This window comes from Rhodoferax sp., assembly GCF_012927445.1.
Taxonomy (GTDB): Bacteria; Pseudomonadota; Gammaproteobacteria; order Burkholderiales; family Burkholderiaceae_C; genus Rhodoferax.
Window position 1 is genome coordinate 201,040 of sequence record NZ_JABBPD010000001.1, and the last position, 22,186, is coordinate 223,225.

At 60.0% G+C, this 22,186-nt stretch carries 23 protein-coding genes; 4 read left to right on the plus strand and 19 right to left on the minus strand.

Going from position 1 to position 22,186, the window contains the following annotated elements; genetic code table 11:
* Positions 1-10: 10 nt before the first annotated feature.
* Positions 11-913: a DMT family transporter gene (locus HHJ17_RS00885; protein WP_296500198.1), complete on the plus strand. Its 903-nt coding sequence runs from the start codon at positions 11-13 to the stop codon at positions 911-913.
* Between the two features lie 115 nt (positions 914-1,028).
* Positions 1,029-1,481 (plus strand): pyridoxamine 5'-phosphate oxidase family protein, encoded by a 453-nt coding sequence (locus HHJ17_RS00890; RefSeq protein ID WP_296500200.1) that lies wholly within the window; start codon positions 1,029-1,031, stop codon positions 1,479-1,481.
* A 286-nt stretch (positions 1,482-1,767) separates the two neighbouring features.
* Here the strand turns inward: HHJ17_RS00890 and HHJ17_RS00895 are convergent, their stop codons facing one another.
* The 9 genes from HHJ17_RS00895 to HHJ17_RS00935 form a co-directional block, all read right to left on the minus strand.
* Positions 1,768-2,511 (minus strand): ABC transporter ATP-binding protein, encoded by a 744-nt coding sequence (locus HHJ17_RS00895; protein WP_296504681.1) that lies wholly within the window; start codon positions 2,509-2,511, stop codon positions 1,768-1,770.
* Positions 2,512-2,518: 7 nt separating this feature from the next.
* On the minus strand, positions 2,519-3,712 hold the full coding sequence (locus tag HHJ17_RS00900; RefSeq protein ID WP_296504682.1) for an ABC transporter permease: 1,194 nt from the start codon (positions 3,710-3,712) through the stop codon (positions 2,519-2,521).
* A complete protein-coding gene (locus HHJ17_RS00905; RefSeq protein ID WP_296504684.1) occupies positions 3,709-4,917 on the minus strand; it encodes an efflux RND transporter periplasmic adaptor subunit in 1,209 nt (402 codons plus the stop codon). Before HHJ17_RS00905 ends, HHJ17_RS00900 begins: the two co-directional genes overlap by 4 nt.
* Before the next feature lie 35 nt (positions 4,918-4,952).
* A complete protein-coding gene (locus tag HHJ17_RS00910; protein ID WP_296504686.1) occupies positions 4,953-5,723 on the minus strand; it encodes an ABC transporter permease in 771 nt (256 codons plus the stop codon).
* The gene (locus tag HHJ17_RS00915; protein WP_296504688.1) at positions 5,713-6,687 is read right to left on the minus strand and encodes an ABC transporter ATP-binding protein; all 975 of its coding nucleotides are present in this window, start codon (positions 6,685-6,687) and stop codon (positions 5,713-5,715) included. The genes HHJ17_RS00910 and HHJ17_RS00915 overlap by 11 nt, the downstream gene beginning before the upstream one ends.
* Positions 6,688-6,715: 28 nt before the next feature.
* Positions 6,716-7,672, minus strand: coding sequence for an MBL fold metallo-hydrolase (locus HHJ17_RS00920; protein ID WP_296504690.1), 957 nt, complete (start codon positions 7,670-7,672; stop codon positions 6,716-6,718).
* Position 7,673: 1 nt separating this feature from the next.
* Positions 7,674-8,132, minus strand: a complete 459-nt coding sequence (locus HHJ17_RS00925) for a hypothetical protein (RefSeq protein WP_296504692.1) — start codon at positions 8,130-8,132, stop codon at positions 7,674-7,676.
* A 126-nt stretch (positions 8,133-8,258) separates the two neighbouring features.
* Positions 8,259-8,672, minus strand: coding sequence for a hypothetical protein (locus HHJ17_RS00930; protein WP_296504694.1), 414 nt, complete (start codon positions 8,670-8,672; stop codon positions 8,259-8,261).
* A 45-nt stretch (positions 8,673-8,717) separates the two neighbouring features.
* Positions 8,718-9,476, minus strand: coding sequence for a DUF4395 domain-containing protein (locus tag HHJ17_RS00935; protein ID WP_296504696.1), 759 nt, complete (start codon positions 9,474-9,476; stop codon positions 8,718-8,720).
* A gap of 20 nt (positions 9,477-9,496) precedes the next feature.
* Between HHJ17_RS00935 and HHJ17_RS00940 the strand changes: the two genes are divergently transcribed.
* Entirely contained in the window at positions 9,497-10,171 is a 675-nt protein-coding gene (locus tag HHJ17_RS00940) for a Crp/Fnr family transcriptional regulator (RefSeq protein WP_296504698.1), read from the plus strand.
* 292 nt (positions 10,172-10,463) lie between these two features.
* Here HHJ17_RS00940 and HHJ17_RS00945 read toward each other — a convergent pair whose 3' ends face one another.
* From HHJ17_RS00945 to HHJ17_RS00990, 10 genes are all read right to left on the minus strand, one after another.
* Complete coding sequence (locus HHJ17_RS00945) at positions 10,464-11,450, minus strand: Bug family tripartite tricarboxylate transporter substrate binding protein (RefSeq protein WP_296504700.1); 987 nt, start codon at positions 11,448-11,450, stop codon at positions 10,464-10,466.
* Between the two features lie 109 nt (positions 11,451-11,559).
* The gene (locus HHJ17_RS00950; RefSeq protein ID WP_296504889.1) at positions 11,560-12,354 is read right to left on the minus strand and encodes an SDR family oxidoreductase; all 795 of its coding nucleotides are present in this window, start codon (positions 12,352-12,354) and stop codon (positions 11,560-11,562) included.
* Positions 12,355-12,403: 49 nt separating this feature from the next.
* Positions 12,404-13,306, minus strand: coding sequence for a DMT family transporter (locus HHJ17_RS00955; RefSeq protein ID WP_296500616.1), 903 nt, complete (start codon positions 13,304-13,306; stop codon positions 12,404-12,406).
* A 52-nt stretch (positions 13,307-13,358) separates the two neighbouring features.
* The gene (locus HHJ17_RS00960) at positions 13,359-14,870 is read right to left on the minus strand and encodes a tripartite tricarboxylate transporter permease (protein WP_296504702.1); all 1,512 of its coding nucleotides are present in this window, start codon (positions 14,868-14,870) and stop codon (positions 13,359-13,361) included.
* 11 nt (positions 14,871-14,881) lie between these two features.
* Complete coding sequence (locus HHJ17_RS00965; RefSeq protein ID WP_296504704.1) at positions 14,882-15,370, minus strand: tripartite tricarboxylate transporter TctB family protein; 489 nt, start codon at positions 15,368-15,370, stop codon at positions 14,882-14,884.
* Between the two features lie 98 nt (positions 15,371-15,468).
* The gene (locus HHJ17_RS00970) at positions 15,469-17,268 is read right to left on the minus strand and encodes a GspE/PulE family protein (protein ID WP_296504706.1); all 1,800 of its coding nucleotides are present in this window, start codon (positions 17,266-17,268) and stop codon (positions 15,469-15,471) included.
* The gene (locus HHJ17_RS00975) at positions 17,265-18,023 is read right to left on the minus strand and encodes a spermidine synthase (protein WP_296504891.1); all 759 of its coding nucleotides are present in this window, start codon (positions 18,021-18,023) and stop codon (positions 17,265-17,267) included. Before HHJ17_RS00975 ends, HHJ17_RS00970 begins: the two co-directional genes overlap by 4 nt.
* A 34-nt stretch (positions 18,024-18,057) precedes the next feature.
* On the minus strand, positions 18,058-18,600 hold the full coding sequence (locus HHJ17_RS00980) for a DNA-deoxyinosine glycosylase (protein ID WP_296504893.1): 543 nt from the start codon (positions 18,598-18,600) through the stop codon (positions 18,058-18,060).
* 5 nt (positions 18,601-18,605) lie between these two features.
* Complete coding sequence (locus HHJ17_RS00985) at positions 18,606-20,105, minus strand: bifunctional aminoglycoside phosphotransferase/ATP-binding protein (protein WP_296504708.1); 1,500 nt, start codon at positions 20,103-20,105, stop codon at positions 18,606-18,608.
* A 13-nt stretch (positions 20,106-20,118) separates the two neighbouring features.
* Positions 20,119-20,979 carry a TatD family hydrolase gene (locus HHJ17_RS00990; RefSeq protein WP_296504710.1) on the minus strand — a complete coding sequence of 287 codons (861 nt, stop codon included), beginning with the start codon at positions 20,977-20,979 and terminating at the stop codon, positions 20,119-20,121.
* A 139-nt stretch (positions 20,980-21,118) separates the two neighbouring features.
* Between HHJ17_RS00990 and HHJ17_RS00995 the strand changes: the two genes are divergently transcribed.
* Positions 21,119-22,186, plus strand: coding sequence for an extracellular solute-binding protein (locus HHJ17_RS00995; RefSeq protein WP_296500222.1), 1,068 nt, complete (start codon positions 21,119-21,121; stop codon positions 22,184-22,186).

Sequence of the window (22,186 nt, forward strand, 5' to 3'; positions counted from 1 at the left end):
CAGTCCTACCATGCACCCGAAACTGACACCCACTGCCGCCCTGTTGCTCACCCTGCCGCCCCTGCTCTGGGCTGGCAACGCCGTGGTCGGCCGTCTGGTCAGTGATCTGGTGTCGCCCATGACCCTGAATTTTCTGCGCTGGCTGCTGGCGTTTGCCGTGCTGCTGCCGCTGGCGGGCAACGTGTTGCGGCCCAGCAGCCCGCTCTGGCCCAACTGGCGGCGTTTTGCGCTGCTCGGCCTGTTCAGCGTGGGCGGCTACAACGCTTTGCTGTACCTGGCCCTGACCACCTCCACCCCGATCAATGTCACCTTGGTGGGCTCCAGCATCCCAGTCTGGATGCTGCTGATCGGACGCCTTTTTTTTGGCGTTGCCATTTCGCGGCGCCAGCTGCTGGGCGCCGCGCTGTCGATCAGCGGCGTCTTGCTGGTGCTGTGCCGCGGTCAGTTTGAAGTGCTGCTGCAGGTGCGGTTGGTGCCGGGCGACTTGTACATCCTGGTGGCCTCGGCGGGCTGGGCCTATTACAGCTGGATGCTGGCGCGCCCGACCACCGAACCCGCAGACATCCGCGCCGACTGGTCGGCTTTTTTGCTGGCGCAAGTGGCGTTTGGTTTGGCTTGGTCCGGGCTGTTTGCGGGCGGCGAGTGGGCGCTAACTAAAGCGCACATCCAGTGGGGTTGGCCACTGGCTGCAGCCTTGGCATTTATTGCGGTCGGCCCCGCGCTGATCGCCTACCGCGCCTGGGGTGCCGGCGTGCGCCGGGCTGGTCCGGCAGCGGCCGGCTTTTTCTCGAACCTGACGCCGCTGTTCACTGCCCTGCTCTCCAGCGCCTTCTTGGGCGAGATACCGCAGCTGTACCACGTCATGGCTTTTGTCCTGATTTTGGGCGGCATCCTAGTGTCGTCACGCCGCTAGGGCTGCCCCGCACGCGACCCGAGGCCGTCAACGCTTGATAGCGCTCAATGCCGTGCGGCTAAACAAGCCCAAAATGTCATCGAACTTCTCCCCTTGACGATTGTGGAGGCGACTCATGGGCGACGAAATCAAACAGAAAATCCTGGCACTGTTGGACCAACATCGAATCATGACGGTTGCGACGCTGCGGCCGGATGGCTGGCCACAGGCAACGACCGTCGGCTACGTGAACGACGGCCTGACCCTGTATTTTCTCTGCGGGCTGGACAGTCAGAAGGCAAAAAACCTGGCGCGAGATGATCGGCTCTCGCTGACGATCGATCACGACACGGCGGATTTGATGGCGATCACCGGCCTGTCGATGGCAGCGCGCGCGCAGGCGGTGGAAGATCGGGCCGAAGCGGAGAAAGTCTTGCGCATGCTCCCACTGAAATACCCTGAGGCACGGCCGCTGCCGATGAAGATGCCGAGCCCGGACGAAGTCCGCCTGTTCCGCGTAACGCCCTCGGTCATTTCCGTCCTTGATTACGCCAAGGGCTTCGGGCATACGGATCTCATCATTTGCTGATGGCGTCATTCTCCCGGTCTTTATGTCATCCGCGACTCGGATATTTTCATAGGCCGAATGGCGGCATCAGACCCAGACCGGCCATTCGACTTGCTGGTGGCCACCAGCAAGTTCTGACCCACTGCAGTCATAGCGGTCGCCAAGGTCAGTTCCCTAAAGCCGACACTCGCGAACCAGCCCAAAATAGCAAACAATATCCGCTAACTGGATAACCTATCTTCAAACCGGTCGTCACGTAATGACCAATTACTGCCGGATCAGTTAATAATTTGACATGGTACGGGAGCTATCCCAGCGCCCTCCCTTCACCCCTTTCCTCAACCGTCTGCCCATCACGGATGTGATAAATGCGTTTGAACGTCGGCATGATCTTCTCGTCATGCGTGACCACAATGATGGCAGTCTGAGCTTGCCGCGCCATCTGGTTCAGGATGCGCATGACACCCAATGCTCGCTCACTATCCAGTGGGGCAGTTGGTTCGTCGGCCAATATAACCGGCGGCTTATTTGCCAGTGCCCGCGCTATGGACACGCGTTGTTGCTCGCCGCCCGACAGTTGGGACGGTTCTGCCTTGGCTCGATGGGCCACATCGAGCGCGGTCAACAGTTCCAGTGCACGCTCGCGGGCCTTGCCATTGGGCATCCCGGCAAGCATCGGCAACAGGGCAACGTTGTCCGTCACATCCAGAAATGGAATCAGGTAAGGTGCCTGAAATACGAAACCAATGCTGTCACGTCGCAGTGTGCGCAAATCCGGAATTTTCCAGCCACCGTCATAAATCACGTTGCCACCCAAAATCATGCGTCCCGCTGTCGGCTCGATGATGGCCCCAAGGCATTTGAGCAGCGTGCTCTTGCCGGAACCAGAAGGGCCGACCAAGCCGACCACTTCGCCAGGTCCGACCGTCATATTGACATTTTTGAGGGCTTCTACAGCGGTGTCTCCATGGCCGTAGACCTTGCGCAGCCCTTCAATGACGATGCCACCTGCATGAGAAGGCGCTGATGTATCGGCGTTCTGTTTATTCATAGCCGCATTACCCGCCAATGGCTTGTGCCGGGTCAACTTTGAGCGCCACCCGAATAGCCAAGGTGCTTGCCAATGCACAGATCACCATCGTGACCACAAAGCCCGTGATGGAATCACCTTGTTGCAGAAGTACAAACTTTGGAAAGACCGGTGCCCAAAAAGTTGCCGCCACTTTGCCGACAAAGAAGCCGATCAATCCCAAGCCCAATGCCTGCTGCAAGATCATCCCGGCAATCGTCAGGTTGCGAGTGCCAATGAGTTTGAGCACCGCGATCTCGCGAATCTTGCCTAGCGTCATGGTGTAGATGATGAAAGCGACGATGGCCGCGCTGACGATGGCAAGAATCACCAGAAACATACCAATCTGCTTTGCGGACGTGGCAATGAGCTTGGCAACCAGAATTTCTTCCATCCCAGCGCGTGTAAACACCTCCAGGTGCTTCCAGCGACGAATCGGCTCTGCGACTTGCTCTGGCGATAGCCCATCGCGTATCTGAACCAGCACAGCATTCACGTTGTGGCTGCTGGTTTGCGTACCTTGCACGGCTTCAAGTAGACCCGGCACACCTGGCCGGTTGAACGCGGGGTTGGCAGCGGTGCGGATGCGATCATTCAAGATGGCATCGTTGTCCTTGAGGAACTGTGCTTCCTGTGCGTCTTTCAAAGAGATGAATACCATAGGGTCACCACCCGAGGACACCATGCGCTGGGTAAGACCTACAACGGTGTAGTCATGGCGGCGAATGCGGATGCGGTCACCTACATCGAACCCTGTCTTGATATCCGCCACTGCTTCAAAATGGCTACGCGACAGGTGGCGGCCCGCAAGCAAATAGCTGGGTCCACCGGGCTGCTCTGGTTCGATGCCAACCACCATCGTGCGAACTTCGTCATTGCCTTGCTGTACCTGCATGGTGAAGTAGGTCACGTTGGCTGCGCGGGCTACACCAGGCATTCCCAAGATGCCATGTACCACATCGTCCTTGATACTGGATGACTCGGCATAAGGGCCTTGCGTATCCTTTTGCACGACCCAGAGATCAGCGCCGCTATTGTTGAGCAAGGCGTGAGCATCATCCACCATACCCCGGTACACACCGGCCATGGTCAGTGTCACCCCGATCAGCAAACCAAGTCCCATTCCGGTGAATACGAACTTCTGCCATGAATGCAGAATATCGCGCCCCGCCAGGCTAATCATGGAGCGATTCCAGTTGGTGCCGAAGATTTGACCAACGACTCGACAACCTGCACACGACTACCGGCGGTCAATGCCTTTTGACTGTAGACCACGACGTCATCGCCAGCCTTGAGCCCTTCCACTACTTGGACTTGCCCTTCAAGACTGCTGGCACCAAGCCGCACCGGGACGAACACCGGCTTGCTCGATTCAATTCGCCATACTCCGGTAGCAGTGCCTTGACGCTGAATGCTTGCCGTGGGCACCAGTGGTGCACTGGACGTAGCAGGAAGTTCAAGCGTGACCTCGGCCATTTCACCGACTGATACCCCGGTTGGGGCCTGATCGAAAGCGATTTGGGCAATCCGCTCTTCCGTTACGTTGTCACTCAGAAGCTCTACACGAGCAACACGGCCTGTCATCGGAATCTGCGGCTGAGAGCGCAATGCGATTCGGGCCATTAATCCTGTCGCCAAGCCAGCAGAGCGCCCCTGATCGACGCGCAGCTTGATCCAAAGACTTGCGGGGTCGATGAGACGCAGCACAGCTTGGCCCGCCACGACGGTGGAGCCAGCCTCTGCGTCGCGGGAGGTCACCACGCCGTCTGCCGGTGCAAGTAACCGCACGTTGCCACGCTGCTGCTGCAAGGCGGCGCGGTCGGCCTTCAGACGCGTTAAGTCCTGACCGGCCCCTTTCAGATTGGCTTGAGCAGCTTGAACCGCCGCATCGGCAGAGGCCTTTTCTTGAAGGCGACCCTCCAGCGCCCCCGGACTGATGAAGTTCTTGTCGGCCAGGTCCTGGTTGCGACGGACATTGGCAACTGCCAGTTCGCGCTTTGCAATGGCATCGGCCTGCTGCGCCGAGGCGGCCATTTGTGCACTGACTGCCCGCTCGAAGGAGGCATCCAGAGAAGCTAGCCGTTGGTCCAAATCCACGGGGTCCATTTCAGCCAGGAGTTGACCAGTTTTGACCGTATCGCCCACGTCCACCTTCACGCTCAGAACTCGTCCAGCCACCGTAGGGCCGATCATCCAGTTGCGCCGTGCCTCTACCGTTCCAATGCCAAACAGTTGCGGGGCGAGGCTACCCTCCTTAACTTGGGTGACCGTAATACGCGTGGGGGCCAATGGCCCAGCGCGCAAGGCAATGAAGACCAATGCGCCCACCAATACAACGGTCAAACCGCCCAAGGCAAACCGCCGTTTCAATTGAGGGAAGAGTTTCATGTTGTAGGTGTCCTGTTCGTAGATGCGCCATGGCTTCAATGGGCCTTGTCACGGGTCTTGTAGTGAAAAAAAGTGGCCAACAGAACGAACACGATAGTGAACCCGGCTAAGGCCATCACATCGGTTTGAACAGACCAGTACGCGGACTCACCAAATCCAACGCGAATCAAATCGGCGCAATAAGACAGTGGCGAAAACGGCGACAGAATTTGGCCCCAATGCGGCATTTCTGTATGAGGAACGAAAACACCGCTGACGAACATGAGCGGCAGACGCACCAGATTCGACAGCATCATGACCTGCGAAGGCCCCTCCGTGGCAGGTGCCGCCATCAGTACCCCCAGCGAAGAAAATGCCAGTGCACCGAGCACCACACCTGCTACAAGCGCGACTGGCCGGTCGATCTGAGCCGAGGTGAACAGGCATGAACCCAGCATGGGTACGAGTGACAACAACATACCAAACACGCCGCCAGCCAAAACATCGCCCCCGACAATGGCAGGCAGACTGGCAGGAGACGTGACAAGCCGTTCATACGTGCGGGCCTGTCTTTCCCACGGTGTCACCAATGGCCCGACAGCCGATGCCGTGAAAAACAGTGCCATAGCGACGATACCCGGCACCATGACGGCAACTGGGGCTTTGTGCCCTGCTGCAAACGCGAGATAAAAGAACAGCGGAAAGACAATGCCGAAGGTCACCACAGGTGGCTTGAGGTAATAAACCATCGCGTTTTTCTTGGCAATAACCAGCACCTCGCGGAGTTGCCATGACAGATCGGAAAACCAGTTGCGGTTATGCGCCATGGCTGTCTCCCGACGTGATGGATAGAAACACCTCTTCCAGCGACGGAGCCTTGGTGTTCAGTGCCTCGATAGACAGATGTAACGCACTGGCACGGGTAGCGATCTCTTGCGCAACGCGGCCAGGTTCTGGGGCAAACACTTGGAAGCCGTTCGCGGCCATGACGACATTGCCCAAGGGGCCGGTCAGTACATCCTCTGGTTTGACACCACTTTGCGTGAACCGGACCTCTACCGAACGAAGAGATGAAACACGGCCCCGCAATGCAACCGGGGTATCAATGGCCGCCAACTTGCCCTTGTCGATGATGGCGACCCGGTGGCAAAGCTGGTCTGCCTCTTCCATGTTGTGCGTGGTGATGAAAACCGTCATCCCCCGTTCACGATTCATACGCTGGATGACCTCGCGGATCATGTGTGTGCTGGCCACGTCCAGACCAGAGGTGGGTTCATCCAGAAACAGCACCTGCGGGTCGCTGACCAATGCCATGCAGAGCATCAGCCGCTGTCGGAGTCCTTTGGACAAGTCCCGACCTTTTTGTTGTTTGCGCTCTTGCATGTCAAACACCTGCAGCAACTCGGATGCACGCTCCAGTCGCTGCGGCTTGGAGATACCGTGCAACTCGGCCATCAACAAGACGTTTTGCAGGACGGTCAAGTCAGCGTACACGTTCGCTTCTTCGGGAACCACGCCTATGAGGCGGCGAGCAGCCGAAGCCTGCGTAGACACATCAAGACCCGAAATCAGTGCACGACCACTGGTGGGACGCATGAACCCGGTCAGCATGCGGGCGGTGGTGCTTTTGCCCGCGCCGTTGGGGCCTAAAAAGCCAAAAACTTCGCCGTGACCCACTTCAAAACTGACATGGTCCACGGCCACCCGTTCGCCGAAGCTGCGCGTGAGCCCATCCGCCATGAGCGCCGGAACGGTTGAGGTGGCGTTCGCCTGTTGCGGTGCTGTGGTCATGGATTTCTTTTAGCTTTGAGGCCGACGACTACTCACGCTCAAGCTCGAGGTAGGTGCGGCTTGCGTTGCCCGGCATCAGGTCTGTTGCATTGAGCAAACGCATGAAAGGTTTGGCATCAAAGGTCTTGACGGATGTACTCATGTCCACACCGCCATCAACGGCCTTCTTCATGTGGTTTCGCAAAGCCATTAAATAGTCACGCGTATCAGCCTGCGCGGTGGCCAGGTCCGTTACGTGGCCATGCCCGGGAACGATACGCAGGGGTGCAAGACGCTCGATCTCAGCAAAGGTAGCTAGCCAGGGTTTGGTTTGGCTGAATGGCAGCACGCCCAGTATGCGGTCCACGTACACCACATCGCCCGTAAAAACCACCCGCTGCTTTGGCAACCAGACCAGCATGTCACCCGGGGTGTGGGCACCGCCACGATGTTTGAACTCGATCACCACGCCGCCCAGTTCCAGCCGCTCATCCGATTGGCTGATCCAGCGGCTGGCAAACGTGGGGACCGTGTCATTGGCAAGCGCCCCGAGCGCATTGCGCAAGCCCTCCAACTGGTCGCCACCACGGCTGCGCATGTCCGCCTCAGCTTGTTTGTGGGCAATGATTTCCGCGCCCTTTGACTTGAAATAACCGTTACCCAGCCACCGGTGATCTTGTCCGCCAGTGTTGACGACCCAGCGCACCGACTGCGTGGTCACCCGTCGCACGGCTTCTTGAATTTGGCGTGCACCGTTGTAAGTAGCGCCACTGTCGATCAGCACCGCACCAACAGGGGTGACAACAAGACCGATGTTGGCATTGAACCCTTCGTTTGTGATGGTGCGCTGACCTAATTCACCGACATAGGCATACACGCCTTCGGCGACAGGCTCAAACCTCACCTCGACGGCATTGGCAGTCGCAGCAATCAATCCCAGCACAGCGATGAACCACGGACGGATACGGGCACACAGACCGTTGAAGCGGAATTCTGAATAATCCATATCACATCACCTTGAATGCGGCATGGCAAGCCATGCACTGGTTCATCAACTTGCCGGTATAGGCGGCAATCATGTCCATGTCGTCGCTCTCTGCCCGGATCGCCAATTCCTCAAACATCAGATGGGTTGGCCCACCAATCTCCTGAAAAGCTGGAGGTGTCTTGGCTCGCACCGATGCTGGCGTAGCGCGTGCCATCCTGTTACCTGAATGGCGGGCGTATTCGGCTATCAATTCTCGATCCGAAGACCCTATGCCAATCATGATGTGCTGGATGCTGGCCAGCATGCTGCGCATTTCGGCCAGGAATTCAGCCTGTTCGCTGGGGGTGAGCTTCAGGTTATAGCGAGTGTCAACCGCCGCTGTCGTAGGAGCTTTGTCTGCTGCATGGGTTGACACTGATACCACCACAAGAGAAGCCAATAGGAATGAGCGCCATCCGAAATTATGGAAGTTGGACATACAACCCGTCCTGAATGGATGGAAATGCCGTTATCGCGCAGGCGGCCAGAGTCGTAATGCCCAGCAACGCGTAAAGTTTGTTCATGTTTTGTCTCCTATTATTTTTTAAGCTTTGGATTTGGTTGGTCAGGATTTATGCGCCTTCAGCAGCGCCTGAACGTCATCGGTAGACCATCCCCCTTTGACACCGGCAGGTGTACCTGGACCGTTGGGAAAGCTCACGAATTCAACGGCGCTTCCGTCTTGACGGGTGTGTTTGTATTTGCCATCCACCAAAACGACGATAGGGATGTGGCCCTTGAGACCGACGGCGACCAACCGCTTCTCCGCTTCTGGCGACTCCATGTCGATCTCTGTCACGCGGATCTTCTTTCCCTGCGTTGCCAACCAGTCACGCAAGGGCTTGAGGGCAGATTGCACCGGTGGATGTGCAAACGCAATGATTTCCACGACCGGTTGTGCGGCCCATACCATTCCTGTGCTCAGGGATGTCACCGCAATGGCTGATGCAGTGAGAAGGCGTCGGCGGTTCAGATTCATGATTTTGGTTTCCGCGTTAGTGATTGAGATAAATACAGGCAAGGCTTATTTGCAGTTGTTGTGCAGCTTCCACTTTTCCTCATGACCAATGGCCTTGGCGAAATCAGGAACCTTGCAACGTTCGGCTTCTGCTGGATCAACGGGCACCGCTGGCTGGGCTGCAACCGGTTGCTCAAACTCGGCTGCCCGCTTAGGAGCTGTGCTGTATACCCACTGAGCGATGCCCGCGACGGCGAATGCAAAAGCGGTAACTAAGATCACTTGGGAAAGCTTTGCCGACGGCATCTGGTTTGAGAGCATTTTGCAAACACCACCTGGACAGTGTTGGGCCTTTTCCTTGTTGAACATGTTGTAAATCTTGCAGCCGATGCAGATACCAAAGGCAGTTTCAAAAAAGAGCAAGGTCAGGCACATCGAGCAAATGATCAGGTTGATCGGGCCAATCACGTTATTGAGCACCACCAGATAGAGCATGGTGGCTGCAAGGACAAAGCCAATGGCCCAGGCAAATCGTTTCTGAGGAGCACCAGCCCATTCGGGCTGCTGCTTGCGAACCGCCCATTCGCCAAGGATCATGATCGGGGCGAAACGTGGATTAATAAAAATGCGGATAGTGAACTCAATCAAGAAGCTCACAACGAATACGCGTGTTGGCTGGAAGTTACCCGTTAACCACGCGTTCATGAAGCAGATCAGGGCCAGGAAAAACAAAATGCCTGCGCTGGCACGGACCGCTCGTTCGTTAAGAACTGGAACCTCATATTCGGGGAGTTTCTGGCCAAACTGGAAAATGGAATTAGTCATGATGCTTCGTTGTATTCGTCTTGGCTGAAGTATTGTTGATACAGGCCAAGAAGCCGTATGATCAGTATCATATGCAACCGAACTTTACGCAACTTCATCCTGAGTTGACCGAGCTACTCCCCAAAGACCTGCATGCGTTCTGCGTGACCGCCGTGCATCAGAAGGGTGAGCGGCTGTTTGCCACGGGGAGCAAGCCCGTCAGCATGTTCTTCATAGGAAGTGGCGAAGTCATCTTGGAGCGTCTTGGTGCGCAGGGTGGTGCTGCCGTTGTTCAACGTACCCGCCATGGCTTTGTCGGTGAGGCCAGCCTTCAGTCAGCACGCTACCACTGCGACGGCAAGGTAATCGCGGTTTCCGAGATCACTAAAATTCCCATCGAGCATGTCCGTACTGCCATGGATACAGACTCCGCGTTTGCGAGCCGCTGGATTGCGATGTTGAGCCGTGAGGTCAAGAGGCTCAGATTGCAATGCGAACGGATGTCACTCAACAAGGTTCAAGACCGCTTGATTCACCTACTCGAAACGGAAGGTAAAAGCGGGAAGTATCCGTTAGGTTCGGGATTGAAATCGCTGGCGTCTGAGTTGGGTGTGACACACGAGGCTTTGTATCGTTGTGTGTCCAGTTTGGAAAAGGAAGCTCGACTTATGAGAGAGTCTGGATTTTTAAAAATCGCAAATATCCACGCTGACTAACTGGTGTGGACACCAAACGGCTGGGCATCAACGTCAGTTAACCGCAACGGCGGATGGAAAGAACTTCACCTCCCCATTGCAGTCATTCGCAAGGGACTGCTCCTGGCACGGACCAGCCACCCAGGAACCGAACCCGAATGACTCCTCACGCTGCATTACAGCCGATCGCCGACCATGTTTTACCGTGTGCTTACGACTTTACAAATCCCGGGCCATCAATTCTCAGCCCCGCAAACCCGCATGGATGCCAGGGCCGTGTTGATGACTTCAATTGCGGAATACGAGCTAGACCTTACTGGGCCTGAAAACCACTGGCCTTGATGATGCGGGCCCAGGTTTTGGCATAGGCCTGTTCGCGGCTGGTCAGTTGTTGCGGCGTCATGTAGCCCACGGTCAAGCCCATGGCGGTCAGGCGGTCATGCACTTCCGGCAGTGCGATCACCTTGGCAACGGCGCTGGAGAAGCGGTCAATCACGGCCTTGGACGTGCCAGCCGGGGCAAAAATGCCGTAGTACGGCACATCCTCAAACCCAGCCAGCCCGAGTTCGGCAAAGGTCGGTACATCGGGCAGTGCCGCTTGGCGCTTGCTGCCCAGCACCGCCACGATGCGGACTTTGCCGGCCTTGTGGTTCTCGATGAAATCGGGCACCGAGGCCACCCCGGCGTTGATCTGGTTGCCCAGCATGTCGCCGATCATGGGCGCGCTGCCACGGTACGGCGCCGATTGCAGGTCGAGGTTGTATTTCTGGCCAATCAGCTTGACCAGAAACTCCGGCACCGAGGCGGGCGCTGGCACCCCCACCGTGCCTTGGCCCGCGCCTTGTTTGCGCACCCAGGCCACGTACTCATTCATCGACTTGGCGGGTGTGCCGCCGGACACCGCCAGCGCATTGACGAAGGTGGCAAAACCGGCCACTGCCACAAAATCGCGGGCCGGATCGAAACCCGGGTTTTTCACAACCAGCGGCAAGATCGAGATGGTGTGGTCGTGCGACAGAAAAAAGGTGGTGCCATCGGCGGGCGCGGCCTTGAGGGCCTGTGCGGCAATCTGGCCACCGGCACCGGCGCGGTTTTCGACGATCACGGTGGTGCCCAACTGCTCTTTCAGTTTTTCCGCCAGGGTGCGGGCAATCGCATCGGTGCCGCCGCCGGCCGGAAAACCCACCATCAATTTGATCGTGCCACTTTGCGCCTGGGCCAGCCCACCCAACAGAAACGCGCTGAGTGCGACGGTGGTGCGAAGCGCACGAGAAACGCGCTGCAAGGGGGAACGGACCATGAGGGGACTCCAGTTAGATTAGCAAAATAATGACGCTGGAATTTACCACCTCAATCGGCCCGCCAAAGCCCGATCACCGTGTTTCGCTGAATGCTGCGGCAGGCGACGCTCAAAACGCGCCCGGGTAGGCGCCGCCATCGGCCAGTACATTCTGGCCGTTGATATAGCCGGCCTGCTGGCTGCACAAAAAAGCACAGAGGGCGCCAAACTCTTCCACCTGTCCAAAACGCTGCGCAGGAATGCCCTTGCGCCGCGCCGCCGTGATGGCCTCCAGCGGCTGGCCGGTCTTTTGCGCCGCGCCCTGCAGGGTGCTCTTGAGGCGGTCGGTGTCAAAAGCGCCGGGCAGCAGGTTGTTGATGGTGACGCCTTGCGCGGCGAGTGGGCTGCGCGCCACGCCCGCCACAAAGCCGGTGAGGCCGCTGCGCGCGCCGTTGGACAAACCCAGAATGTCGATCGGCGCCTTGACCGCGCTGGAGGTGATGTTGATGATGCGCCCGAAGCCGCGCGCCGCCATGCCATCGACCGTGGCTTTGATCAGATCAATCGGCGTGAGCATGTTGGCGTCCAGCGCCTTGATCCAGGCGTCGCGGTCCCAGTCGCGAAAATCGCCGGTCGGCGGGCCACCGGCATTGGTCACCACAATGTCAAAGTCGGACCTAACGGCAAACACCGCCTGCCGGCCCGCTGGCGTGGTGATATCTGCTGCCACAAATTCGACTGCAGCCCCCGTCGGACCGGCGCTATCCGCTATTAATTTAGAAGCAGAGGCCTGCAACACCTCAGGCCCACGGGCGACGATCAGCACGTTCACCCCTTCGCGCAGCAGCGCCTGCGCACAGCCAAAACCCAAACCCTTGCTGGCGCCGCACACCAACGCCCATTTACCGGCAATGCCCAAATCCATATTCATCACTCCCTGCGTTAAAAATTCACCATTGATGAGTCAGGGCAATTCAACCCGACCGTGCCGTGCGGGTAAAGACAAAGATACCCGCAATCACCAGCACCGTACCCGCCGCAACCCAGGCGGTAAAGGGTTCGCCCAGAATCAGCACGCCCATCAGGATGGTCGACATCGGCCCGACCATGCCGACCTGAGACGCCATGCTGGCGCCAATGCGCTCAATCGCCATCATCACCATCAGCACCGGCACCGCCGTGCACAGCGTCGCGTTCAGCACCGACAGCCAGATCACCTCGGGCGCGACGACGGCGGCACTCCAGGGGCGCAGCAGCACAAACTGGGCGATACACAGCAGGCAGGCCACCGTGGTGGCCAGGCCAACCAGCCGCAAGGAACCCAGCCGCTGCACCAGCTCACCACTGAAGGTCAGGTACACCGCGTAGCTGATAGCACTGAGAAACACCAGCAGCGCCCCCAAGGCGGCGTCAGCCCCCTGGAGATTGATCTCGTGGCCGAACACCAGCACCACCCCGGCATAGCTGATCAGCATGCCCAAGGCTTGCCGCCGTTGGATGTGCCGCTGGTACAGCACCAGACCCAGCAGCAACACCAGCGTCGGGTTGAGGTACAAGATGAGCCGCTCCAGCGAAGCGCTGATGTAGGCCAAGCCGGCAAAGTCCAGAAAACTGGCCAGGTAATAGCCGGTGACCCCCAGGCCCAGCACGCCAAACCAGTCATGCCGCGTCAGCGCTGCTTTGCCCCGGCTGGCCCACCAGGCCATCAGCGCAAAAATGGGCAGTGCAAACAGCATGCGGTACATGATGAGCGTGACCGCATCGACGCCGTGCCGGTACGCCAGCTTGACGATGATCGCCTTGCCACTGAAGGCGATGGCGCCCAGCGTCGCCAACAACAAACCATTCGCTATGCTTTTAGGAGCTACTTTCGCAATAGATACGGGGGCTAGAGGCTTATTTCTTATATTATTCACAATGACATGACCATCAATCCTCGACGAACGCTTCTTCGCGCTTGCGCTTGATGACGGGCAGCAACACGATCACCAGCAGCAAGGCGGCGACGGCCAACAGGCTGGCCGACAGCCCGCGCGTCACAAACACACTCCAGTCACCGCGCGACAGCAGCAAGGCGCGGCGCAGGTTTTCTTCCATCATCGGACCCAGGATAAAACCCAGCAACAGCGGCGCCGGCTCGGCGCCGAGCTTGATAAACAGATAACCAATGAAGCCAAACAGGCCCACCATCCAGATGTCAAAGGTGTTGTTGTTGGTGGAATAGACGCCGATGGCGCAAAACAGCACGATGGCCGGAAACAGCCAGCGGTACGGCACGCTCAGCAGCTTGATCCACATGCCGATCAGCGGCAGATTCAGAATGACCAGCATCGCATTGCCAATCCACATCGAGGCGATCAAGCCCCAGAACAGCTCGGGGTTGCTGGTCATCACCTGCGGGCCGGGCTGGATGTTGTGGATGGTCATGGCGCCCACCATCAAGGCCATCACGGCATTGGGTGGAATGCCCAGCGTCAGCAGCGGAATGAACGAGGTTTGCGCCGCCGCGTTGTTGGCCGCCTCCGGCGAGGCTACGCCGCGGATATTGCCCTTGCCAAATGGCACTTCACCCGGTCGCAATCTGGTTTTTTTCTCCAGCGTGTAAGCCGCAAAAGACGCCATCACGGCACCGCCGCCCGGCAGGATGCCCAGCACGGAACCCAGCGCCGTGCCGCGCAACACCGCCGGCACCATGTTTTTGAAGTCCTCCATGGTGGGCAGCAGCCCTTTGACATCGGCCGTGAACACCTCGCGCTCGTCTTCGTGCTTGCCCAGGTTGCTGATGATCTCGCCATAACCGAACACGCCCATGGCGATGACGATAAAGCCAATGCCATCGGTCAGTTCCGGAATATCAAAGCTGAAGCGGGCCACGCCCGTGTTGACATCAGTGCCCACCAAGCCGAGCAGCAAGCCCAGCAAGATCATGCCGATCGCCTTCAGCAGCGAGCCGGACGCCAGCACCACCGCGCCAATCAAGCCCAGAATCATCAAGGAAAAATACTCGGCAGGGCCGAACTTGAACGCGACCTCGGTCAGCGGCACGGCAAAGGCGGCCAACACCAGGGTGCCAACACAGCCGGCGAAAAACGACCCCAGACCGGCAGCAGCCAGGGCCGGGCCGGCGCGACCCTGCCGCGCCATCTGGTAGCCATCGATCACCGTCACCACCGAGGATGATTCACCGGGCAGGTTGACCAAAATGGCGGTGGTCGAACCACCATACTGCGCGCCGTAATAAATGCCGGCCAGCATGATCAGGGCCGAAACCGGTGGCAGCGAATAAGTGGCGGGCAGCAGCATGGCAATCGTGGCCAGGGGGCCGATGCCGGGCAGCACGCCAATCAAGGTGCCCAGCAAGCAGCCGACAAAGGCGTACATCAGGTTGATCGGCGTGAAGGCCACGCCAAAACCAAGCGACAGGTTGGTAATCAAATCCATGGTTCAGCTCCTTAGCCGGTGATCAACGTCGGCCACACCGCAAACTGCAGTTTGAGCAGCAGGATGAAAGCCACATAACTCAGACACGCCAGCACCGTGGCCAAAATCACGACCTCCTTCAACTTGAACTCCTCGCCCGCCAGGCTGGCGATGAAGGTCAAGGCATAAATGGCGGCGATCAGCCCCATGGCGGGAATGTGGAGGCTGGGCAGCCCGCCGAGCAATAGGCCAAACACCAGATTGGCCGCGATGATGAAGAACAGGGGCTTCCAGGCCCAGGGGCCCATTTTTTCGCCATCTTCCGTCTCCACCACCAGGGCTTTGAAGGTAATCACGGCCCCCAATACCGCCAGCAAGATGCCCAGCACCAGCGGAAAGTAACCCGGTCCCATGCGCGCCGCCGTGCCCACGCTGTAATTGGTGGCGCCCCAGGCGAAGGCGACCCCGACCGCCATGAACAACAGGCCGGAGAAAAAGTCTTTTTGACTCTTCATACTCATGAAAAAGATCCTTGAAGAATTCGAACCGTTCATTTTGAACGGGAAACACCCGCCACCGTCATGTCGCTTTCACCTAGGCCGCGCTCGCGCCTTGGGGGTCAGGTCATGGGCGGCGTGGCCGACAGCACTTCTTCCAGCACTGTCAGCCCCTCGGCCACGCGCTTGGCGCCGGCCAGCCTGAGGGGTCGCATACCGTCGCTCACGGCCTGCCGCTTGAGCGCATCGGTATTGGGCTCGCGGTTGATCTTGTCCTTGAAGGCCTCAGACACCACCAGCAACTCGTACAGGCCCATGCGCCCCATGAAACCGGTCATGCGGCAATCGACGCAGCCCACCGGTTTGAAGGGTTGGTAACTGCCGCTGATCTGCCACGGTTTCACCACTTCGGCCAGCGTTTCGCGTGTGGCGCCGGGGTCGGGCACTTTGCAATGCTTGCACAGGGTGCGCACCAGCCGCTGCGCCAGCACGCCGAGCAAGGTGGCGTTGATCAGGTAGGACGGCACGCCCAGTTCCATCAACCGGGTCACGGCCGAGGGCGCGTCGTTGGTGTGCAGGGTGGTGAACACCAGGTGCCCGGTGAGCGCGGCCTGCACCGCCATTTCGGCGGTTTGCTGGTCGCGAATTTCGCCCACCATGATGATGTCGGGGTCTTGCCGCATCAAGGCACGCAAGCCTTCCGTGAAACCAAAATCGAGCTGCGGCTGCACCTGGGTCTGGTTGAACGAGGGCTCGATCATTTCAATCGGGTCTTCCACCGTGCTGACGTTGACCTCTTCGGTCGCCACCCGTTTCAGGGTGGAATAGAGCGTGGTGGTTTTGCCGGAACCGGTCGGACCGGTGACCAGAATAATGCCGTTCGGACGCTTGACCAGCGCCTCCCAGCGCTGCGCATCGTGCGCGGAAAAACCCAGCGCATCCAGGTCTTTCACCGTGGTGTCGGGGTCAAAAATCCGCATCACCATCTTCTCGCCAAAGGCGGTGGGCAGAGTGGAAATCCGCATTTCGATCTCGTCGCCGCCCGGGTTGCGCGTCTTGATGCGGCCGTCCTGCGGCCGGCGTTTTTCCACCACGTCCATGCGGCCGAGGAGCTTGATGCGCGCGGTCATGGCGTTGAGCACGCCCATCGGCATCTGGTACACCGGGTGCAGCACGCCGTCGATGCGGAACCGGATCACGCCCTGCTCGCGCCGGGGCTCCAGGTGGATGTCGCTGGCGCGCTGGTCAAACGCGTACTGCCAGAGCCAGTCCACCACCTGCACGACGCCCTGGTCATTGGCATCGAGCTGCTTGTTGGTCTTGCCCAGCTCGACCAGCTGCTCAAAACTGGCGCCGCCACTGTTGCCACCGGCCTTGTTGGCGGCTTTCACCGACTTGGCGAGGGCGAAAAACTCCACCGTGTAGCGGTGAATCTCCTGCGGGCTGGCCACCATCCGGCGCACGCTGCGGCGCGCCTGCCGCTCGACCTCGGCGACCCAGTCGGTGATGAACGGCTCGGAGGTGGCGACGACGATTTCGCTGGGCGTCACCTGCACTGGCAGAATCTTGTGGCGCTCGGCATAGGCCGCGCTCATGGTGTCGGCGACCTTGCCGACGTCCACCTTGAGCGGATCAATGCGCAAATAGCCCAAGCCGACCCGGCCCGCCAGCCACTGCGTCAGCAGCTCGATGTCCAGCGGCTTGCCATCGCTGGCGCGCCGCACCGACACGCTGGCCAGCCGCACCAGCGGGTGCTGCACGCTCTCGGCCTGGGCGCAGCGTGCCGTGACGCGCTGCACTTCTTCCGCGCTGATGACGCCATCGCTGCCCAACCACTCCACCAGCCGACGCCAATCCAGCGGCCCCTCATGGGCGGCTCGGGCCGGCGGCTTGGCGTGGCCAGGGGCAGCGGCGCTGCTCATTTCAGCATCGGTTTAAAAACGCGCACCCATTTGGCGGCGGGCAGACCCCATTGGGCCTGGATGATTTCAGCGCGCGCCTCCAGCACCTCGCGCTTGGGCCGACTGGGCGTGCACTGGGCCAGCACCACGGTGTTGCCTTCGCGCGTGGGTTTGAAGGCCCACACCGCGTCAGCGCCAAAAGCGGCCGAGATTTTCTCGACGCTGCGCGCAAAACTGGAGGCCCGGCCAAACAGGTTGACCGTCATGCAGCCCTCGGGGGTGAGCAGGCGCTTGCAGTGGTTGTAGAACGGCAGGCTGTCGAGCACCGGCGCGGCGGCCTCGTGGTCGTACAAATCAACCTGCAGCGCATCCACCGTGCCCCACCACTTGGGGTTTTGGATTTCAAGGGCGGCATCGGCCAGCACCACCTGCATGCGGGTGTTGTCAGCCGGCAGCTTGAACCAGCCACGACAAGCGATCAACACCTGCGGGTTGAGCTCGATGGCGACGGTTTTCATGCGCAGCTCTTTGTGGCAGAACTTGGTGAGCGAGCCGGCGCCCAGCCCGAGCTGCATGGCCTGGCGCTTGGGCACCGTGTCCGGCTCCACAAACAGCAGCCAGGCCATCATGCGCTGGATGTATTCGTGGAACAGCACGATGGGGTCGTCCATCAGCATGGAGCCCTGAATCCATTCGGTGCCCAGATGCAGGTGGCGAAGCTTGCCTTCGTCGGAGAAATTAACTTCGGGGAGAGTGTGAGTGCGTTTTTTCAAGATGCGGCCATTATCCTCAAACGCCCAAGCGAACCGTTTACAGCAGCCCGGCGGCCGCCATCACCTCGCGCCAGGCCGCCAACTTGCGCTCAAAACTCCAGCTGGCGTTGGCCGGGCTGGTGGAGGGCAATTTATACACCGGCAAGCCCAGCAGGGCGGTGAATTTGGCATGCCGGAAGCTCTCGCCGCCGTTGTGGGCGATGCCCCGAAGTTGCGGGCAACGGCGCACGAGGCTGGCGAAATCATTGACTTCTCGGTTACGAATGGCGGCATCCAGACTGCCCTCGCGCTCGCAGGCAGCGTAGACGTCCCACACGCCCAGCCCCCGCTCCAGCACCCACTCGCTACGTTTTTCATAGCTATCAGCGCTTGTCAGACGCGGGCTAGCAGGCCAAATGGCTTGAAGAATCTTCCAGAACTGGTTTTGCGGGTGGGCGTAATACTGCTGGCGCGCCAGCGACGCCACACTGGGAAAGCTGCCCAGCACCAGCAGCCGGGTGTTGCTGGAGACGATCGGCGGCAAGCCGACCAGCCGCGCGGGCGGACGTGGCGCCTCGGCGGGGCTTGGGTCGTGCGGCAACGGGCTCACTGGCGGTCCTGGATTTCGTCCGCCGCCAGCGGCTCGATCACTTGCATCTGCTGTGCCAGCACCGCCAGCGTGGCATCCGACGCATCGCGCCCCAGGGCACTGCGCGCCAGGATCCGTTCGCGCAACTGCGCGGGGCTGGCCTGTGGCGCCAGGATGCTGAACGCGACACCGGTGTCGCGGGCCAGCGTCCGAAAGGCCTCGCGGTCGGCACGCTTCAGGAAGGTGGCATCCACAATGACCGACCAGCCCGCGCGCAGCAGCATGTGCGCCAGTTCGCGCAGCTGGTGGTAGGTGCGCGCATGCGCATCGCCGGCGTAAATGCTGGCCTGCGGGGTCGTGCCGCTGCGCGCCGTGCTGGCCAGTCCGAACAGGCGCTTGCGCTCCACATCCGAACGCAGGCGCAAGGTGGCGGCCTGCGGGTCGCTTTGCAGCAGCTGATTGGAGACGACAGTCTTGCCGCAGCCGGACAGTCCGTGCGTGATGACGAGCCGCGCCGGGGGCGGCGCGACGAGGCGTTCGGCCAAGGCGATATACGCCAGCACCTCGCTGTCGTGGTCCGGAGTCTGCGTCTGCGTCATGCGGATCGCGGCCACCTTGGCACGGACCAAGGCCCGGTACACCGCATAAAACCGCAGCAGCTGGGCCGCCGCGTAGTCGCCGCTGCGGCTCAGCACCTCGTCCACCCACCAGTCGGCCAGTCCCGGCTGGCTGTGGGCCAGCAGGTCAATATAGGTAAAGGCGATTTCGCTCGCCACGTCGATCCAGCGCAGGTCTTCGTTGAACTCGATGCAGTCAAACATCCGCACCTGCTGTCCGATCAGCACCAGATTGGCCAGATGCAGATCGCCATGGCATTCACGCACTTGCCCATTCAGCTTGCGCGCCGTCATCAGCGGGGCCAGCTGCTTGAACTGCGCCTCGGTCCAGGCTTGCAAGGCCGCCAGTCGGGCCTGCACCTCGGCTTGCGGCAAGCGTTGCAGCAGGTCCTGAAAGTTATCCCGGGCGGGCGCGATGACTTCGTCGGCCGACCCGAAGCGCGAGGTCGGTGGCGCAATGGCCGCCGCCGCGTGAAAGGCGACCAGCGTGTCGGCCAGGTCCGACAGATGGGCCGCTTGCAGTTCACCCCGGGCACAGACCCGGTCCAGTCGACCGGCTTCATCGAAACGCCGCATCTTGACGGCGTATTCGATGGGCGTGCCCGGGCCGTCAAATTGCGGATCTTGCGGCGTATTGAAAATCCCGACCACGCCCAGGTAGAGGTCCGGCGCAAAGCGGCGGTTCAGGCGCAGCTCGTCGGCGCAACACAACTGGCGCTGCGCCAGCGTGCTGAAGTCCAGAAAAGGCAGACGCACCGGCTTCTTGATCTTGTAGGCAAAGTCCCCCGCCAGCAGCACCCAGGAGATATGGGTTTGCACCAGTTCCACCTGCGACGGCGCCTGCGGATAACGCTGCGGCTCGAGCAGGGCCTGAATGAGGGGTGGCAAGTTGGGGTCCATCAACCGCATTATTTCAGCTTGGCAACAAGGCGCGCAGGCGCGGCAGGGCCACGAGCGCGTTGCGCGTGGTGGCAGCGGCCAAATCGGCGGGGCTGATGCCCCGCAGCGCCGCCAGTTCAGCGCCAATGCGCGGCAGCTCGCCCGGTTCGTTGCGGCCTTGCGGCTCGCCGCTGGCGCGTTGTTCGGCGGTTTTGTACAGCCAGTGCGGCGGCATGTCGGGCGCATCGGTCTCCAGCACCAGCGCCTCCAGCGGCAGGCTGGCCGCCAGACGGCGCAGCTGCAGGGCGCGTTCATAGGTCAGCGCGCCACCAAAGCCGAGCTTGAAGCCCAGCGCGATGAAAGCCTGCGCCTGCTGCTCGCTGCCATTGAAGGCATGGGCAATGCCGCGCCACGCCGGCCCCCCCACGTTTTCAGCGGCGACCGTGCGCAGCCCCTTGAGCAGCTGATCGGCCGAGCGCCGCCCATGCAGGATCACCGGCAAACCATGCTGGCGCGCTAGCTTGAGCTGCTGCTGGTAAAAATAGGTCTGGCGCTCGCGCAGCGGGCTCACCTGCAGTTCCGGCACAAAGTAGTCCAGCCCGATTTCGCCCACCGCCACCAGCCGCGGGTCATCCCGATAGCGCAGCAAGCAGGCGTCGAGCTGGGCCAGATCCGTGTCCTGCGCTTTTCCCACATAAAGCGGGTGGATACCCAGCGCGTAGCTGTCACCACCCTCGTGCGCCAGCTGCCGCACGGCCTCAAAATTGGCGACCTCGACCGCCGCCAGCACGCAATGCGCTACATTATTAATAGCTGCCCGCGCACGTACTGCCTGGGCGTCAGGCCTAAACTCTGCTGCATCCAGGTGGCAATGGGTGTCGATCCAGAATGTCATACCGGGAAAATACCATATCTCCGGCAGGACGCCGACATCACCATGTCATGGACCTGCGGTAGGCTTTCCCGTCTTTTGGTCCTTAATAGGTCCTGGGCGTCCCGATTTAACGCTGTTTCATACCTCGAAGGAATCCCGCATGAAAGCTCCCCTCACCCTGATGGCCAGCGCCGTTCTCGCGCTCGGCGTGGCCGGCTCGGCCCTGGCGCAGGAAAAAACCTTGCGCCTGCTGACCTGGGCTGACTATGCGCCCGCCGAAGTCGTGGCCCAGTTCGAAAAAGAAAGCGGCTACAAGGTGGCGCTCACCTTGTCCAACAACGAAGAAATGATCTCCAAACTGCGCGCCACCGGCGGAGCCGGCTTTGATCTGGCCCAACCGTCGCAAGATCGCATCATCGGCCCGCAGCAAGAATTCGGCATTTACAAACCGATGGATTTGAGCAAAGTCAAAGCCGAATTATTCACCCCCGGCATGCTGGAAGCGACCAAGAAAAACACCACGCTGGCGGGCAAGGTCTACGGCATGCCGCACCTCTGGGGCACCGATGGACTGGTGGTCAACACCAAGCTGACCAAGATGGTGGACTACCCGGACCTGTGCCGTGCCGACGTCAAGGGCAAAACCGCCATGCGCCTGAAACGCCCGACCCTGCTGGCGTTTGCCTTCGCCTCCGGCAAAGACCCGTTTGCGCTGTACAACAACCCCAAAGCCTATGGCGCGCTGATGAACGACGTGGGCAAGACCCTGATCGCCTGCAAGAGCAACATCAAGTTCTATTGGGACAACAAGGACCAGTTGCTCAACGGCATGCGCAGCGGCGAAATCGCCGGCGCCATGATGTGGGACACCGGTGGCTGGAAACTCAACAGCGAAAAATCCGACATTCAGTTCATGGCGCCCAAATCCGGCGCGCTCGGTTGGATTGACACCTTTGCCATTCCCGCCAAAGGCAAGAACGACGCCGCCGCCTACGCCTGGATCAACTTCAACATGCGACCCGAAATTGCCGCCAAAGTGGCATCTTCTGCAGGCAACTTCACGGCCTCCAAAGGCGCCGACCAGTTGATGGACGCCCGGCTCAAAGCCCAGTTTGCCACCAGCTTCCCGGAAGCGGCGCTGAAAAACATCAAGTGGTACCCGGCAGTGCCGGCAGGCATTGAAGACATCGAAGGCCGCGTGCTCGACCGCATCAAAGCCGCCAACTGA